Below are 16,983 nucleotides of genomic sequence, written 5' to 3' on the forward strand. Positions count from 1 at the left end.
CTTATTGCTTTATCTGAAGCATTGGTTTTGGGGGGATTAGATGAAACAAAAATTTATGGTTATATCATCTTTTAGGAAGATTAAGCATTTTTTTGAGACTTTAAGCACTCCAGAAAACATTCGAATCATGTTTTATGATTCGCTTTACCAGGCTCTACCGGAGATTGATGAGCAGTGTATCGGTGTAGCTTTGAATCAGGATCATGTAACGCTAGAGGACTTGTCTTACTGGCACAGCATTAAAGAAAAATTTACGGTTCCATTTATCTTTCTTTCCTATCATAGTGATGATCAACGGCAATTGGATCTCCTCAAACAATTGTTTTCAATGGCTTCATCTGAATATGGAATGGAAAGAGAACAGCAGGCTATTAGTTTATCACCCAATGTCATTTTTGATCCTACTGGAAAGGTTATTTGGAAGCAAGGGCATGAGCATATGCTGACTATGATGGAATTCCGATTATTAATGTATCTTCTTACTACAAAAGAGTGTGCTTCTACGATTGATCACATTATAGACAGAGTCTGGGGAGTGGATGCTTTTACTACGTCTAATACGGTGTATGTGCACATCCGAAAATTGAGAGAGAAAATAGAAGATGATCCAAGTCATCCAAAAATTCTGGTAACATGTCATGGAATCGGTTACAAGTTGAATATATTTCCTAAAAACTTGGAGGTGGTCAGTTGTGAAGAGACAACTGCATTACACTGATGCGCATAAACTACATAATGAAGTGAGAGATCGGGATGAAAGATGGTTTAGTGCATGTGATTTTTTTCTAATCAGAGCTCCATTACTACCGCTAGACCGATATTTTCAGGTGTTTTCGGATCAAAATGTGGACAGCCAGCTTACTTTGGAGGAAATAACTCGTCGATTAAAGTTGGCATCCCAAGAAGCTGTTGTTCAAGAAGCCATATCATTAGCCTCTCCGTCCCTAATGCAGTTTCTACATTACTTGAAAGATGGCCATGCTTTGGATGATAAAGGAGAGCTACAAAAGTATGAGAAGACGCTGAACAGCTTTTATCGGTATTTTATTCGGATGACTACCCGAACGACTCCATTTGGGTTGTTTTCAGGAGTGGGGCAGGGAATTTGCGGGAAGACTACCGATCTGGATATTGGTAGCTATCCTAAGCATCTGAAGAGAGCCAGACCTGACATGGAATGGATATATAAACTGATTCAAAAAATAGAAGCTGATCCGGCCATATTTAATCAACTAAAGGTCTTCCTAAACAAAACGGTTATGATCAAAGGAAATCGAGCCAAATTATCATTCCGACCTAAGCATGGAGCAGCAGAAGCTGATGATTCGGCAGAAAATTTTAATTCCATTCGGTTTACTGACGTTGTTCGAATGACGTTTGAAGCTGCTGAACATCCAATTCGAGTGATGGAACTCAAAGAAATACTATTAAAGGCATTCCCTGACGCTACTTTGGAAATCATAGCTGATTATTTGCAGCAACTAGTAGAACAAGAGTTTATTTTGAGCGAGCTTAGACCTCCATTAATGGATCATTCACCCTTTCATTACATATTCGAAAAAATTAAAAAACTGGATATTTCCGATCCTTGGATTCACATTTTACACGAAATTGATGCTTTATTACTTCAATATAATCAATGCACGATTGGAGAAGGAGAGAAGGTCTACCGGAAATTATGTGACAAAATGCTGGATATCATTTCTGTAAAAACACCTGTACAAGTTGATGTTAAATTGGATAAAGAAGTAACGCTGCCGAAACATGTGCTTGATGAGGTTTCATTAGGGGCTGAAGTCATGTGCAAATTGTATGCATCCCCCAAAACGGATGAATTGGCTGAATATTTGAATCGTTTCTTGGAAAAGTACGGTGTGTATCAGGAGGTTCCTATTCATGAACTGTTTGATGAGGATTGGGGTCTGGGTATACCGGAAATGTATCGTTCAAATGAAAAAAAATCAATGGGCATGGAGGCATTTAAACGCAACGCTGTTCTCTTTCAATGGGTTTCGAATGCCATTTCTAATCATGAAATAGAACTCGCCCTTACAGATGAACAGTTAGAGCAACTGATGATTTCTGATAACTACGACACTTCCCCAGAGTCAATGGAGATCTATTATAGTATATTTGCTGATTCTCCTGAAAAAGTTGATTCTGGAGATTATTCGCTTTTACTTGGAGCCAGTGCTGGCTCGAATAGAGCGGGTAAAACCTTTGGACGTTTTCTGGATATGTTTAGTGAGGAGTTTGTACAAAAATTATCTGAAATATATGATCATCACCGATGCTTTCATCCCGATGCCTTATTGTCAGAGATGGTTTTTATGCCGGAACAGGGGAAAATATCCAACATCTCATTAAGCAAAAATTTAATGGAATATGAGATTGTATCGGGAACCACGTCTTCTAAAGATGAGGACCATACGCTTTGTATTGATGATTTAGTGGTGGGTGCTACTCATGATCGTTTTTATGTCAAGTCCAGACGTTTGGGTAAGGAAATAATCCCCTTGCAAACACACATGCTGAATTACAAGCTTTCACCACATATATTCAGATTTCTAACGGATATTACTAATAAAGAGATTGGTACGTGGTCTTATTTTGACTGGGGGCCATTAGAGCAGTCCCCTTTTTTGCCAAGACTAGTATATAAAAAGATCATTATTAGTGCTGCGCAGTGGAAACTGAGCAAAGCTTCATTGAATATTTCAGAATCATGCGAGTCCAAAGCAGGCGAAGAACTTTTCCAGGTGTGGAGACAACAATGGAATGTACCGCGCTATGTTTACCTAACGATGGGGGATAATCGCCTTTTATTAGACCTATGCAACCTCTTCCATATCAAAGAATTGCTACGTGAGGTGAGCAAGATACGCGAAGGACAGGAGCTTCTTCTTACCGAGTGTTTGGGTAATCCCTTCCATACCCCATTACAGGGGACAGCAGGAAGATATATGGGGGAATTTGTGTTTCCACTAAAGAAGAAAAAAATAAAGGTGAAACCGAGTATCCCTAGTTCACAAAATCATATTGATTCTCCAAACTTCATTGCTCATACTTCTTCCAGCATTCATAGAGGCATATTTCCAGGAGGGGAGTGGCTATACCTTAAATTGTACGGAGTCAAGGAAAGAGAGACTGACCTGGTAGGCTTAAGCCTAGGGCATCTCTTAAAACAGCCGGGGTTTAAGGATTGGAGTCGAAAATTTTACTTTTTACGATACGTTGATCCTGAACATCATATCCGTCTACGGTTTCAGGGAGAACCAGAAAAGCTATGGCTTGTTGGCTTGCCTCAATTAAATCAGTGGGCAGCCGAGTTGCGTGAAGAGGGGATAATTACGAATATGGTCATAGATACATACCATCCTGAATTGGAGAGGTATGGAGGACAGACACTTATGGAGCTGGCAGAACAGGTTTTTGACGTGGATAGTCAATGGGTCATCGCCTATATGAAGGGAATTCGCTCTAATGCTTTCAATCTGGACATAGAGATAGCGGCTGTGATTAACATTATTCATTATCTGAGTGGTTTTGGCTTAACAATTCAGGAGCAAGTGAGCTGGCTAGAAGAGAGAATTGATTGCAAGCCTCATATGAAGGCGTTTAGGGATGTCAAAAAAACATTGATTACCACTGTAGAAGCGAATTATAAATGGATTGGACAAGCAGATACGGCCACACAGGTTGCTTTCTTAGCACTTGTAGAAAAAAGACAGACTATGATTCAGCAGTATGCTCAAGCGATAATCCTGGCTAAAAATAATCACGAGCTTACCAATCATCCTGATGATATTTTGGGCAGTATCATTCATATGCATTTGAATCGTCTGCTTGGTGTAAATAGGGAGCGAGAAATAAAATGTATGGCTTTAGCTAAGCATACAGTAGCTAACCTGTTGCATAGGAAAGGGGTAAGCTATGTCACAGTCTAATGGACAAACCAATGACCTGATCTCTTTGTCCTATAAAAATATATTTCGTACCTTTCTATTTTGGCCTCGTATATTCAGACTGCTTTGGGACACACATCCTTCCTTTTTGATTGCTATACTCATTACGAATTTGTTGAAGGGTGCAATTCCTGCTGTGATCCTTTTAACCACGAGAGAATTAATTAACAGTGTCGTGGCGGGAGCGTCAGGGGGAAGCTTTCAACCTGTATTTATAGCTTTTGGCGTCTTAATCGGTGTCAATTTGCTGTACGATCTGATCAATATTGGCGAAAGCTTTTTTCGTAAAATGTTTCAAAGCCGGCTATCAAACCAGGTAAATATCAGAATTATTGAAAAAGCACAAAAGATGTCTTTGCAGTCGTTTGAGGATGCAGATGTGCAAAATATGCTTCAACGTGCTCAGGGAGAGGCAGATTTTAGGCCGTTTGAAATATTTACTCAAATCCTTGCTATTATTAGCAGTGTTGTAACCTTATTTTCGACGGGTGCGATTCTTATCGCATGGAGATGGTGGGCATTCTTATTCATTTTTCTCATTCCATGCTTGTCATTCTATTCTTTTTTACGTATCGGGCAAAGAGAATTTAATGTTCACTTTCAAAGAGCAGGAAGACAACGTGAATCCTGGTATTTGTCGTTTTTAGTGACAAGAGATAATAGTTTTAAAGAAGTGAAAATATTTCAACTGGGAGACTATCTACGAAAAAGATACAAAACGATACTCGAAGGGTTTTATCGCGAGGATAAAGTGCTAGCGGTTCGTAGATCCTATACTTCTCTTGTATTTCAGATTGTAAATCAGGGTGCGTGTGCATTTATTATTTTCATGGCCATACAAGCCACTTATGTTGGTCAAATTTTAGTGGGGAACTTGGTGAGCTTAATTCAGGGTATCACGTTAACTCAGTCAACATCGCAGAGCATTGTACAAGGGATTTTAAGCTTGTGTCAAAATAATTTATATATCAAGCAGCTATTTGATTTTTTAGATATGCCGGAAGAGGCAAAAATACAAAAAACGGTTCAGCAATTGCCTTTGTCCGCTATTCATAGTATTGAATTTCGGAATGTATCGTTTAGATACCCGAACACGGAGGAGAATGCCATTTCTAATGTTAGCTTCAAGCTACATCAAGGAGAGAAGCTGGCGATTGTAGGGAGAAATGGATCGGGTAAATCAACGATCGTGAAGTTACTAACTCATTTGTATTCCGATTTTGAAGGAGAAATCCTAATTAATGGAAACTCTATACATGAATTGGATAAAGACATCTTTAGAGAAAAGATAGGCGTTGTTTTTCAGGATTTTGTACATTATGAGATGGCTGTTAGAGATAATATAGGCTTTGGTCATGTGGCTTCCAGAGAAAATGATGAGGCTATTTGGACAGCTATAGATAAGGCGGGAATTACAGATTTGATAGTCGGCCTGCCTGATAAAATGAATACCTTGCTTGGAAAATGGTTTGAAGATGGACAGCAGCTATCTGGAGGACAGTGGCAGCGTATTGCAATAGCCAGGGCTTTTATGAGAAATGCCGATATATATGTTTTGGATGAACCGAGCTCTTTTTTGGATCCACATGCGGAGAAAGAGGTTTTTCAAAAGTTTGATCAGCTTATTCATGAGAAAATTGGAGTGTTTATATCCCACAGATTGTCCTCCGCACGTATGGCGGATACCATTATTTTAATGGAGGAGGGCAGAATTGTAGAAGCAGGTAGCCATGAACGCTTAATGGATATAGACGGAGTGTATGCAGAAATGTTCAGGCTTCAAGCCTCCTCGTATCTTTCACAACGAGAACGTGGTTTTGAGGAAGAAGATCTGTCACCCTCGTTAGTAAGGACGACAGGTGGATCATAAGAAATGGCAGATGCCCTCCTATTGTAGGAGGGCATTTTTATCTTCACCACAATAGTCGAACTACAGCCATACTCACAATACCGACAACGACGGTAGCCAGCAGGTTTTTGCTCCACAAGGCGGTCACTAGCGTAGGAAAGACAGCCATAAGTACTTGCCCATTAAGAGTGACTGAGGATTCGGTTCGGACGAGCAGATTTTCCATCACGAGGGCTGTGAATATGCAGATGGGAATATAGGAAAGCCATTGTAGCACTGGCTTGGGAAGCGCCAGTTTTTGCAGCACGACAAAAGGAATGATCCTTGGGATCGCCGTGACAATCATGGCACCGATAATGATATACAGGACATTGGGATTAATGCTCATTTGTCGGTTAACACTCCAATCGTTGCGGTGATCATGGTTGCTACAATGACGGAGATATGTGATGGCACCCACCAGGACAAAAGGTACATCAGAACAGCCATACATAGCACAAGCAGCAGACGATGCTTGAGTTTGGAGGTCTGGACACTTTGGAGCTGGGAAATAAGCAGGGCAAGGAACATCGCAGGCAAGGCAAAGTCCAGACCAAAAGCCTCCGGCCGGGAAATCCAGTTCCCGAGAACCCCTCCCGCCACACAGGATGCAATCCAAGCGAGATAAGCTGTAATATTAAGCCCGTTCATCCAGCGGTCACTGACCTGCCCGCCTTTAGCCAATTTATCCGACGCTACTCCAAAGGATTCGTCCGTCAAAAGAGCGCCGATGCCTATGTTTTTCCACAATGAATATTTAGAAAAGTAAGGAGCCAGCGACGCACTTAACAGCAGATGACGAGCATTCACAATGAATGTCGTTAAAATAATGACGGATGGAGGACTGGCTGCAGCCAGCATCGAGCACATAATAAACTGAGAGGCTCCGGCGTATACAAGCGCCGACATGAAGGCAATTTCCATGGTGCTAACCCCTGATGAGGCACCCACAATGCCTGCCGCGAACCCAATACATACATAACCGAGCAATGTAGGAATACAATCTTTAACCCCGTGTAAAAAGCTGAGTGAATCGGGCTTCGTTTCGCTCAACTCCGAAGCTATGGACATTTTAACCTTACCCCCAGTGTATAAATTTATAATAGTATATAACGTAAGTTGTAAAGTATCAATATATTATACGTCTGTACGTTATGTTGAATAATATGTATAGCGAACACACAGGGAGAATGTTTATTTTATTGTTTTTTAGAACTTGACCCTAAGGATAGAGATGAATATGAACAGATGTAGAGGACAAGGACGTATACCTAATGGAATCCGCGCTGGTGCTTCAGCCCGGTAAGGAAGATAAAGAGCTTCAGCGAAAAAAGAGCATCAACAAAATTGAAACGTTTCCATCTTAGTGTTATTATAATTTTCATAAAGAGAGATAGGGGGAGGGAGATGCCGATGCCAAGTATTAAAGATGTAGCTAGCTTAGCTGGCGTAGCTGTAGGAACTGTATCCCGAGTTATTAACAACTCGGGCTCTGTAAAACCAGATACACGCAGAAAAGTGGAGGAAGCTATACAAGAACTGAATTATTTTCCTAATGAAGTCGCTCGAAATTTCAAGATGAGGAAATCCAAGATGGTAGCCTTGCTGCTTCCAAGTATCTGGCATCCTTTTTTTTCTGAACTGGCTTATTACATTGAGGATGAGTTGGATCAGGAAGGCTTTAAGCTCATGTTGTGTAATAGCGGCGGCAAGCCCGAAAAAGAACTGTATTATCTGGATATGCTACGGCAAAACAAAGTGGCTGGTATTGTCGGCATTACTTACAATGATATAGAAAATAGCGTAAGCAATGACATTCCGATTGTAAGTATTGATAGGCACTTCAACAAAAAAATTACTTGTGTGACCTCCGATAATTATGAGGGAGGGCGTCTGGCTTTGAGGGAGCTTGTTAAAGTGGGGGCCCAGAAACCGGCTTTTATGGGAAGCGTCACTTCCATTTTCAGTGAAACCATGAATCGGAGAAAAGGTTTCATTCATGAGGCGCAAACATTGGGAGTCGATTATGTAATCTACGAGAAGCCCGACCCTATAGTGGACGACGATGCCTATTTTAACGAGTTCCTAAATGAGCATCGCGATGTGGACGGCATTTTTGCTATTACCGATATGTTAGCCGCCAACTATATAGAAAGAGCACGCAGGGAGGGCATTCGCGTTCCAGAGGATGTAAAGGTTATCGGCTACGACGGGATTCAGGACCATCCTTATTTTCATCCGATATTGTCTACAATCAGGCAGCCAGTGGAGGAGATGGCACGTATGACAATCAGACTGCTTTATAAGAAAATCGAAGGTGAGACTTTAGATCAGCAAGTGTATCGTCTCCCCGTTGTCTTCAAGCAAGGCGAAACTACATGATTTTATTGTAAAAATATTAGCTCATTCGGTCGATTCATAGTATGGATCTACTAACTGATGTTTTTCTCACATCAAATTGGAAACGTTTTAAAAGTGAAAACATCCTAGTTCAAGAAAGAAGGTGTAATGGTGAATTCAAGAACTAGCGAGTCGGATCATTCAGGATCAAGCCAAATCGAAAAATATGGAACCGGATCAAACGCGACTATTCCTTAAACATTCAAACTTCAAACTTTTTTCTTTTGGCAGAAGAAAGATATCTCAGTTCTTCCCGATATTTCGCCACGGTTCTGCGTGATAGATGCAAACCTTCCTTTCCCAGTAGGGTAGTAATAGCCTGATCCGATAACGGTTTTTGCTTGTCCTCATCATCTATCAAATTTTTGATACGCTTTTTTGCACTCTCCGATGAAGCAGCATCTCCGTCCGCTGACGTCAAGGAGGAAGTAAAGAAAAATTTGAGCTCGAACAATCCGCGAGGCGTCTGTATAAATTTATTACTGACCGCCCTGCTGACCGTGGATTCGTGTAAGCCCGTCTTATCGGCAATCTCCTTTTGGGTGATTGGTTTGAGGAAATACACGCCATGCTCAAAAAAATCCTGCTGCTTTTCCACAATGGCCTTGGCAACCCGTAGAAGGGTCAGCCGACGTTGCTTCAGGCTATTGACCAGCCATTTTGCCGTATTCATCTTCTCATGGATAAAACGTTTGGTTTCACTATTCGGTAGATCCTGCATCATTTGCCGGTAAAAAGGGTTAATCTCAACCCGCGGCGCACTAATGTCATTAATCAGGACAAGATATTCCCCGTTGGCTTTTTCGACCGTTATATCTGCTATGATGTATTGCTGCTCTTTATGAGCAAATGCTGCGCCCGGGCATGGATTTAGCTTGCGAATTCGATCGGCCATCTGTATAACCTCTTGCCTACCGATTTCAAGAGCATCCGCAATTTTTTGTATCCGATTGTTCGCCAGATCGGCCAGATGGTTGCTTACCATTCTGACTATGCATTCATCATCCATGCCAGCAAGCTGGAGCTGGAGAAGAAGACATTCTTCCAAGCTGTAAGAGGCGATCCCCGGTGGATCAAAACTCTGTATCACCAAGAGCATATCCTCAATTTCGGCTATGGGAACGTCCAATAGTGAGGCGACCGTTGGAACATCAAGTTCTAAATATCCCATTTCGTTCAAATTGCCAATGAGGTACCGTGCCACCATACGCTGTGAATTTGTAAGCCCACATACCAGTCCAAGCTGCCTGTTCAGATGTTCAAACAGGGTATCATTCGGATTGGGGACAAAATCCAGAAATGTAACGGGGTTTGCTCGCTGGACCGATGGATATTTTTCTCCGCCACGATAATGTTCAAGCAGATCTCCTTGATCTTTCTGTGAAAACCGCTCTGCTTCTTCTTTGATACTGCCTATGGACATATTAAACTCTTGCAAATCAATGACTGGATTATTGTTCGCCTGTTCATGCAGAAAGGATATTAAATCAGCCGAAGAATATTGCAAGATCGTGATTGCTTGTCGCAATTCGGGCGTCATAACCAGCTTGAATCCTTGTTCCTGTTGTAATCCATATCGTATCATTGACTTATTCAAACTCCTTTTCCATACATTTCCGGTACAAATTCACAGTCAGTCATTTATGAAAGATCTACTTCTCTAAGCCTATGCAATTCTCCTGCCTAGATGTTAACGTTACCGAGTAATTTTATCTGATAGAAACGATTCATAAACAAGCCAAAGATTGTCGTAATAAGTAACAGTTATTATGTGTGTTGTATTTTTGGTTATATACACTATCTTTCTTGTATACTCATTCATTGAATAACAAAATACACTGGAGCTGGAGGAATCATTTATGGAAACTTATAAAATTGTCTGCATTGATATTGACGGGACGCTGCTTAACTCGGCGCATCAAATCACGGAAGCAACCAAAGAAACCATTCTCCAGGTTATAAATGATAAGCAGATTCCAGTGGTTCTTGTCTCTGCGCGAATGCCAAAAGCAATTATTCCATTGCAGAATCATCTTGGTATTTCTGAGCCTCTCATATGCTACAGTGGGGCACTTGTTATAGATAAACACGGGAACAAGCTGAACACCCGTTATATAGATAAGAAAATGACACAGTGTTTGCTTGACAGCCTGGCTGCCTATGATCTTCACGTAAGCCTGTATAAGGATGATGAGTGGTATATTGAGCAATTGGATGCATGGGCGCTTCAAGAACGTGACATCACCAATATCGAGCCTCGCATTTATAGTTTTTCTAAGCTTACCAGTGGTTGGAGGGAAGAGACTGATGGAACCAGTAAAATTTTGTGCATGGGTGATCCCGAAGAGATCAGACGCGTCCTTCAAGTATTGCGACCCCTATACGGCGAAGAAGTAAATCTCTACTTATCCAAGCCTACTTATCTGGAAATCATGTCAAAAAAGGCTTCCAAAACGGCAGCCATTCAAATTCTGCTAAAAGAGTACCAACTGAAACAAAGCGATTGTCTGGCTATGGGTGACAACTACAATGATATCGACATGCTGGCCTTTGCGGGACTTGGCATTGCCATGGAAAATGCTCCCCTTGAGGTCAAAGCTGCTGCCAACACCGTTACTCTCTCGAATGACGAGGATGGAGTAGCTCATGCGCTGAAAAACCATATTCTGTTCCCTAAATAAGCGGGTTGGAATAAATTTCCAATGACTGATTCAGGCTGGAGGAATACAGGTGAAAAGAATAGATAAGATTTTAGAGTATATTGCCGAAAGCACCAAGAAAATTTCCAAAGAGGCTTTATTTGCGGGGGAAGGGATTACGGCTGCGGAAATTGCTGATGATCAAAAGATGTTGAGAAACAATGTGAGCAAAGAGTTGAATAATCTGCTGCGTGACGATCTAATCCTTAAAATCAAAGGAAGACCGGTCAGATTTCTGCACAAGCAGATTATCGAGGACACCTTTCAGGTTCGGCTGAAAGAGAAACAAATTGAGGTCAAAAGCATCAAAGAGGTATTGCTGCCTGACGAACAGGTCGATCCGTTCCATGCTTTGATCGGTTTCAGGGGCAGCATGCGTAACCAGGTTGAGCAGGGGAAGGCAGCGATTCTGTATCCTCCTAGAGGTCTGCATACCCTGATAGTCGGGCAGACGGGTGTTGGAAAAACTATGTTTGCCAGGTTGATGTACCATTATGGCAAATATATGAAGCGGTTTTCAGAGCATGCGCCATTTATCGTTTTTAACTGCGCTGATTATTTCAATAACCCCCACTTGTTACTTTCCCACATCTTTGGTCACGTTAAAGGGGCGTTTACAGGCGCTGATCATGAAAAAGCAGGGCTGGTGGAGAAAGCTGACGGAGGCATCCTGTTTTTGGATGAGATTCACCGTTTACCCCCGGAAGGCCAGGAAATGATTTTCTATTTCATGGATACTCACACCTATAACAAATTGGGCGAAACGGATCGAAAAAGAGATGCGAGTGTGTTATTGATTGGAGCTACGACGGAAGATCCCGGATCATCCATGCTGAAAACCTTCATTAGGCGCATACCCATCACGATCAATATCCCTTCCCTTCAGGAACGTGCTATTGAGGAGCAAATGCTGATTTTGAAGTATTTGTTTGCTAACGAGGCCAATAGGGTAAACAAGCCGATTAGGATTGAACCAGAGGTAGTAAGAGCACTGATCGGCAGCGTCACCTACGGCAATATCGGCCAGTTAAAGTCGAACATCCAGCTGGTATGCGCTAAAGGTTTTTTAAACAGCATACATGAAAACAAAGAAGAAATAGGACTTGATTTTAAAAACCTGCCGGGAAATATCCGAGATGGTTTGTTTAATATTGATAAAACGCAATATAAGATGAAGGAAATCGGATGTATTTCCTCGTGCCTATACATTACTCCAGAAGGAAGAAAAGCTTTGGATGAAGAGGTTGTTTCCGAGCTGCCGTTTAACCTTTACAAATTAATTGAAGACAAGATTGGCATGCTGAAGGAAGAAGGGCTCGACGACGCCTACATCCACAGATTTATTGCTACGGATGTCAATATCCATATTAAAAGCTTTTATAACCGTTTTTATAACACCAAGGGGAGCAGGGAACGAATTCTGAAAATTGTGAACAAAGACATCCTTGAATTCTCCGAGCAGATTAAGGAAATGGCCAAAAAGGAACTAAACCGAATTTACAGTGAGAGATTCGTGTATGCTTTCAGTCTTCATTTAAGCGCCTTTTTCAAGCGCACCAGAGAGAAAAAATACGGTGATGCACGAATCTATGAACCGATGAATGAACATGATGAAGAGTACAGACTGGCCCAGACTATCAAAAGTTTGATCGAGACTAAGTTTGGTGTACATGTACCGGAGGCCGAAATAACTTATATGGCGATTCTTCTGAAATCTGTTGAGGAAGAACGACAGGGTAGTGTGGGAATTATTGTGGCAGCACACGGTACCAGTACAGCGAGCAGCATCGTCGGCGTCGTAGACAGCTTGCTGGGCAGTTCTAATCTTTGTGCTGTTGATATGCCCCTCGATGTCAGTCCTAGGGAAATTTTGGAGCTTATTATCGATAAAGTAAAGAGCATTGACCGTGGTAGAGGCGTGTTGCTGCTGGTTGATATGGGCTCTTTGCTCAATCTTGAAGAAACTATTATGGAACGTGTTGGAATCAATGTAAAGACTATTGATATGGTTTCAACTCCGCTCACGCTGGAGGCTGTCCGAAAGGCCAGTGTTTTTGACATGGGGATAGAGGAGATATACCAATCGCTAAAGGATTTCAGGGGATATAACAATAGCAGCGCCGCAGTGAAAGTAGTTCATAAGGCAATTGTGACGGTTTGCTCCTCCGGCAAAGGTGCAGCGGTCAAATTGAAAGAGTTTGTAGAGAAAGTTGTCTGCGATTTGACGGATGAGGAGATACTGGTTGTCCCGGCAAACGTAAGAGAGTTGGATAAAGTGGTCCAGGATATGCGGTCTAAGCGAACCATTCTTGCCGTGATTGGAGTAAAACGGCCAAGCGAGCCGGAAATCCCGTTTATTCCCTTGGAAAAGCTGATTGAAGCGAGCGGTGAGCAGACATTGAGAGAGCTACTGCTGAATAACAAGCAGATCCCTGCTGTGGATCAAAGTGTAGTCGTCAGGGAGTTATGCGAGGAAAGTCTGAAAGAATTTATGACTTATTTGAATCCCCACAAAATTCTGGGAATGGTGATGAGATTTGTGCAAGAGCTGGAACTTGGATTAGAAGTCAAATTTGATTATGCAACAAAAGTCCAAATTTCTACTCACACAGCTTATGCGCTGGAACGTATGGTTATTCGCGATGGACTTGTTTATCAGGGGGAAGTGAAACAGCTCGACCAGCACATATTCGAGGTGGTAAACCGTTCATGCAGCATATTTGTTTCTGGTATGAATCTTATACTTTCTGAAGACGAAAAATATTATATTTGCGAAATGTTGAGCGAAGTATATAACTTTATTCCACAGTAATGGCCAAAGAGTATAAAACGCTTTCATATGTGTATGAAAGCAGTGGAGATTGATAAATAATGATCTGTTCAGACTGGAAAAAAACCTCCGACGCAACGGGGGTTTTTTTGTTGTTTACAAAATTTCCTCTGATCTATACAGAAGTTTGGCACAGAACTTGCATCATAGATATGTGGAGAGAAAAAAAGGGGGTGAGACAGATGATCGGTGTAATTGTTGGGACACACGGGAAATTTTCTGAAGAAATACTGAGGTCAACAGAAATGGTTTTCGGCCAATTGGATAATGTGGCAGGTGTTACGTTTGAACCAGGTGAAAGTGTCAGCGGACTTGTAGAGAAATATAAGGCTGCGTTGGCATCGCTGGATTGGACGGACGGTGTTATCTTCCTTGTTGATCTATTCGGCGGCAGTCCTTATAATGCTGCCAGCCGAATTGCAGTTAACCATGAAAAAATGGATATTGTGACAGGAGTAAACCTGCCAATGATCGTTGACCTTCTTGCAAACAGAGGAATTGAACAAGTGGAGAATTTGGTAAATTTAGCGATCCATGCAGGGCACGATTCCATGATGTCTTTTCGTGCCATTCGAAACAGTCAATTAGAGGAGGAATTATAGAATGGAAATTGCATTAGTTCGTATTGATGACCGTCTGATTCACGGTCAGGTGGCGACCGTTTGGGTGAAAGAAGCGAAGTGCAATAAGATTATCGCCGTTAGCGATGATGTCGCAGCGGATACATTACGCAAAACCTTATTGCTTCAGGTGTCGCCGCCTGGAATTAAGGCGTATGTCGTAACGATTAACAAAGCGATAGAGGCTTATAATAACCCCAAATACAGTGATTTTAAAACATTGTTTCTCTTTACCAACCCTACGGATGTACTGCGGGTTGTGGAAGGGGGAGTACCCATCCGCTCGGTGAATGTTGGAGGAATGTGTTTTAAGGAAGGAAAGACGCAGATTACCGGGGCGGTATCCGTAAACCAACAGGATGTAGATGCATTTCGTAAGCTGCATGAAAAAGGCATTGAGCTGGAAATCAGAAAAGTAGCCAGTGATCCGAAAATCAACATGATTACCAAACTGCAGGATATGTGATCGTAAATACCAGGCGGCAACTAGAGAGGAGTTATAGAAATGACTGTTTTTCAAATTGTGATGGTAACACTGGTAGCGGCCATATGTGGCATGGGTAGCGTTCTAGATGAAGGGCAAACCCATCGTCCTCTGATTGCGTGTACGTTGATTGGCCTTGTCCTTGGCGATCTCAAAACTGGCATTATACTTGGCGGTACTCTGGAATTAATGGCTTTAGGATGGATGAATGTAGGAGCATCCATAGCACCAGACGCTGCTCTAGCCAGCGTGGTTTCAACCATTTTGGTCATCGTCGGCCATCAATCGATCGGCGCCGGAATTGCCGTTGCGATTCCAATTGCAGCCGCCGGACAAGTGCTTACCATTTTTGTCAGGACGATTACTGTCTTCTTCCAGCATTTAGCTGATAAGTATGCGGAATCTGCAAATTTCAAAGGAATTGAGCTATGTCACTTTATTGCCTTACTTTTGCAAGGTCTGCGCGTTGCTTTGCCCGCTGTTTTGGTGGCAGTTGCCGCAGAAACGGGCCTGGTGACTGCTATGCTTAACGCAATTCCGGAGGTTATCACAAGAGGACTACAAATTGCGGGCGGCTTTATCGTAGTCGTAGGGTATGCGATGGTCATTAATATGATGGCAGCCAAATACCTGATGCCATTCTTCTTTCTGGGCTTTGTCATTGCAGCTTTTACCAGCATTAATCTGGTTGGTTTTGGGGTCATTGGTGCGGTTCTGGCTCTGCTTTACATCCAGTTGAGCCCAAAATACAACCAGCGTAATGAGAAGATGGAAGAAATTGAAGAGTTATAGTAACTACCTGAAGGGAGAGGAGAGCACTATGAAAGAAAAGAAGCTGACTAGAAGTGATTTAAATAAGATGTTTGTCCGTTCATGCTTCCTGTTAGGCTCGTTCAATTTTGAGCGAATGCAGTCGATCGGTTTCTGTGTCACCTTAATCCCTGCGATTAAGCGGCTGTACAGCAAGAAAGAAGATCAAAAAGAGGCATTGAAAAGACATCTGGAATTTTTCAACACTCAACCGTTTATCTCGGCGCCTATTATGGGTGTAACGGCTGCGATGGAAGAGCAGAAAGCGAGCGGCCAGCCGATTGACAATGCGACCATAAGTGGAGTCAAAGTCGGTCTAATGGGACCTCTTGCGGGAGTGGGTGACCCCATTTACTGGGGGACTTTACGTCCGGTTCTGGCTGCTCTCGGAGCCTCAATCGCCTTATCCGGCAGCCTTGTCGGACCGGTTCTTTTCTTCCTTCTCTTTAACACTGCACGCTTGGCAACGAAATGGTACGGTCTGAAATACGGTTATCACAAAGGTACGGAGATTGTCTCCGATATGTCGGGAAACCGGTTGCAAAAACTCACGGAGTCAGCCTCCATACTGGGGCTTTTCGTTATGGGCGCACTTGTTTCTAAATGGACTACCCTGAATGTGCCGCTGGTGGTATCAAGATATGTGGGAACGGATGGAAAAGAGGTTATTACGACCATTCAGATGATTTTGGATCAATTGATGCCTGGACTTTTACCACTATTATTGACCTTTTTATGTATGAGGCTACTGAAAAAGAAAGTGAACGCAATCGCTCTGATTTTTGCTTTATTCGCAGTAGGCATTATTGGGTACGCATTTGGTGTTTTGGCTTAAAACGTGCGGTCAGGGAGTCATCCTTGGCCGGACTTTGTCGGATTTTTGTGACCAAAGCAGCGTAAACATAAGATATTGAACTATAGAGTTAAATATAAACGCTTTGTCAAGAACATTACTTGGAGTTCAAAATATTAAAAGAGGATATGAAAGATGGTGAAGAGGAAGTTAAGTATGTTGCTTATTTGCAGTGGGCTATAACATCCCTTCTTCTTCCTGGGATTTGTCATTGCCGCTTTCACGAACATCAATCTAGTTGGTTTTGGGATCGTAGGAACTGTGCTGGCTCTGCTATACATCCAGCTCAGTTCGAAATACGGCGGAAATTGAAGAGCTATAAGAAAATATTTTATGAAAGAAGGGGAGTACATATGGAAGAAAAGATGATGACCAAAAACGACTCAAACAAAATATTTGTACGTTCTTGGTTCCTTAATTCCGACGATTAAGCG

Annotated in this window: 13 protein-coding genes and 1 pseudogene; 11 read left to right on the top strand and 3 right to left on the bottom strand. The window is 42.2% G+C overall.

What is annotated here, in order from left to right; genetic code table 11:
- Positions 1-40: 40 nt before the first annotated feature.
- From ACUYLD_RS02715 to ACUYLD_RS02725, 3 genes are all read left to right on the top strand, one after another.
- The gene (locus ACUYLD_RS02715; protein ID WP_446674362.1) at positions 41-718 is read left to right on the top strand and encodes a winged helix-turn-helix domain-containing protein; all 678 of its coding nucleotides are present in this window, start codon (positions 41-43) and stop codon (positions 716-718) included.
- Between the two features lie 127 nt (positions 719-845).
- Positions 846-3,947, top strand: a complete 3,102-nt coding sequence (locus ACUYLD_RS02720) for a lantibiotic dehydratase (RefSeq protein ID WP_446674575.1) — start codon at positions 846-848, stop codon at positions 3,945-3,947.
- 154 nt (positions 3,948-4,101) lie between these two features.
- On the top strand, positions 4,102-5,835 hold the full coding sequence (locus ACUYLD_RS02725) for an ABC transporter ATP-binding protein (protein ID WP_446674363.1): 1,734 nt from the start codon (positions 4,102-4,104) through the stop codon (positions 5,833-5,835).
- A gap of 43 nt (positions 5,836-5,878) precedes the next feature.
- Here ACUYLD_RS02725 and ACUYLD_RS02730 read toward each other — a convergent pair whose 3' ends face one another.
- Positions 5,879-6,202: an AzlD domain-containing protein gene (locus tag ACUYLD_RS02730; protein ID WP_165176085.1), complete on the bottom strand. Its 324-nt coding sequence runs from the start codon at positions 6,200-6,202 to the stop codon at positions 5,879-5,881.
- Positions 6,199-6,924, bottom strand: coding sequence for an AzlC family ABC transporter permease (locus ACUYLD_RS02735; RefSeq protein WP_446674364.1), 726 nt, complete (start codon positions 6,922-6,924; stop codon positions 6,199-6,201). The genes ACUYLD_RS02730 and ACUYLD_RS02735 overlap by 4 nt, the downstream gene beginning before the upstream one ends.
- A 342-nt stretch (positions 6,925-7,266) precedes the next feature.
- On the opposite strand from ACUYLD_RS02735, the gene ACUYLD_RS02740 reads away from it, so the two are divergent.
- A complete protein-coding gene (locus ACUYLD_RS02740; RefSeq protein ID WP_061831444.1) occupies positions 7,267-8,235 on the top strand; it encodes a LacI family DNA-binding transcriptional regulator in 969 nt (322 codons plus the stop codon).
- 220 nt (positions 8,236-8,455) lie between these two features.
- On the opposite strand, the gene rpoN is transcribed toward ACUYLD_RS02740, so the two are convergent.
- Complete coding sequence (gene rpoN, locus ACUYLD_RS02745; protein WP_446674365.1) at positions 8,456-9,838, bottom strand: RNA polymerase factor sigma-54; 1,383 nt, start codon at positions 9,836-9,838, stop codon at positions 8,456-8,458.
- Positions 9,839-10,112: 274 nt separating this feature from the next.
- On the opposite strand from rpoN, the gene ACUYLD_RS02750 reads away from it, so the two are divergent.
- From ACUYLD_RS02750 to ACUYLD_RS02780, 7 genes and pseudogenes are all read left to right on the top strand, one after another.
- Complete coding sequence (locus ACUYLD_RS02750; protein WP_250261912.1) at positions 10,113-10,934, top strand: Cof-type HAD-IIB family hydrolase; 822 nt, start codon at positions 10,113-10,115, stop codon at positions 10,932-10,934.
- A 49-nt stretch (positions 10,935-10,983) separates the two neighbouring features.
- On the top strand, positions 10,984-13,764 hold the full coding sequence (locus ACUYLD_RS02755) for a sigma-54-dependent transcriptional regulator (protein ID WP_446674366.1): 2,781 nt from the start codon (positions 10,984-10,986) through the stop codon (positions 13,762-13,764).
- Positions 13,765-13,964: 200 nt separating this feature from the next.
- Complete coding sequence (locus tag ACUYLD_RS02760; RefSeq protein WP_013309476.1) at positions 13,965-14,384, top strand: PTS sugar transporter subunit IIA; 420 nt, start codon at positions 13,965-13,967, stop codon at positions 14,382-14,384.
- Position 14,385: 1 nt separating this feature from the next.
- Positions 14,386-14,868, top strand: a complete 483-nt coding sequence (locus ACUYLD_RS02765) for a mannose/fructose/sorbose PTS transporter subunit IIB (protein WP_250261910.1) — start codon at positions 14,386-14,388, stop codon at positions 14,866-14,868.
- A 39-nt stretch (positions 14,869-14,907) separates the two neighbouring features.
- Complete coding sequence (locus ACUYLD_RS02770) at positions 14,908-15,678, top strand: PTS mannose/fructose/sorbose transporter subunit IIC (RefSeq protein ID WP_446674367.1); 771 nt, start codon at positions 14,908-14,910, stop codon at positions 15,676-15,678.
- A gap of 28 nt (positions 15,679-15,706) precedes the next feature.
- Positions 15,707-16,531 (top strand): PTS mannose transporter subunit IID, encoded by an 825-nt coding sequence (manZ, locus tag ACUYLD_RS02775; protein WP_446674368.1) that lies wholly within the window; start codon positions 15,707-15,709, stop codon positions 16,529-16,531.
- Between the two features lie 204 nt (positions 16,532-16,735).
- Positions 16,736-16,861: pseudogene (locus tag ACUYLD_RS02780) on the top strand (PTS mannose/fructose/sorbose transporter subunit IIC); the annotation flags it as partial.
- Positions 16,862-16,983 lie beyond the last annotated feature (122 nt).

This window comes from Paenibacillus sp. SER-28 (genome assembly GCF_052906305.1).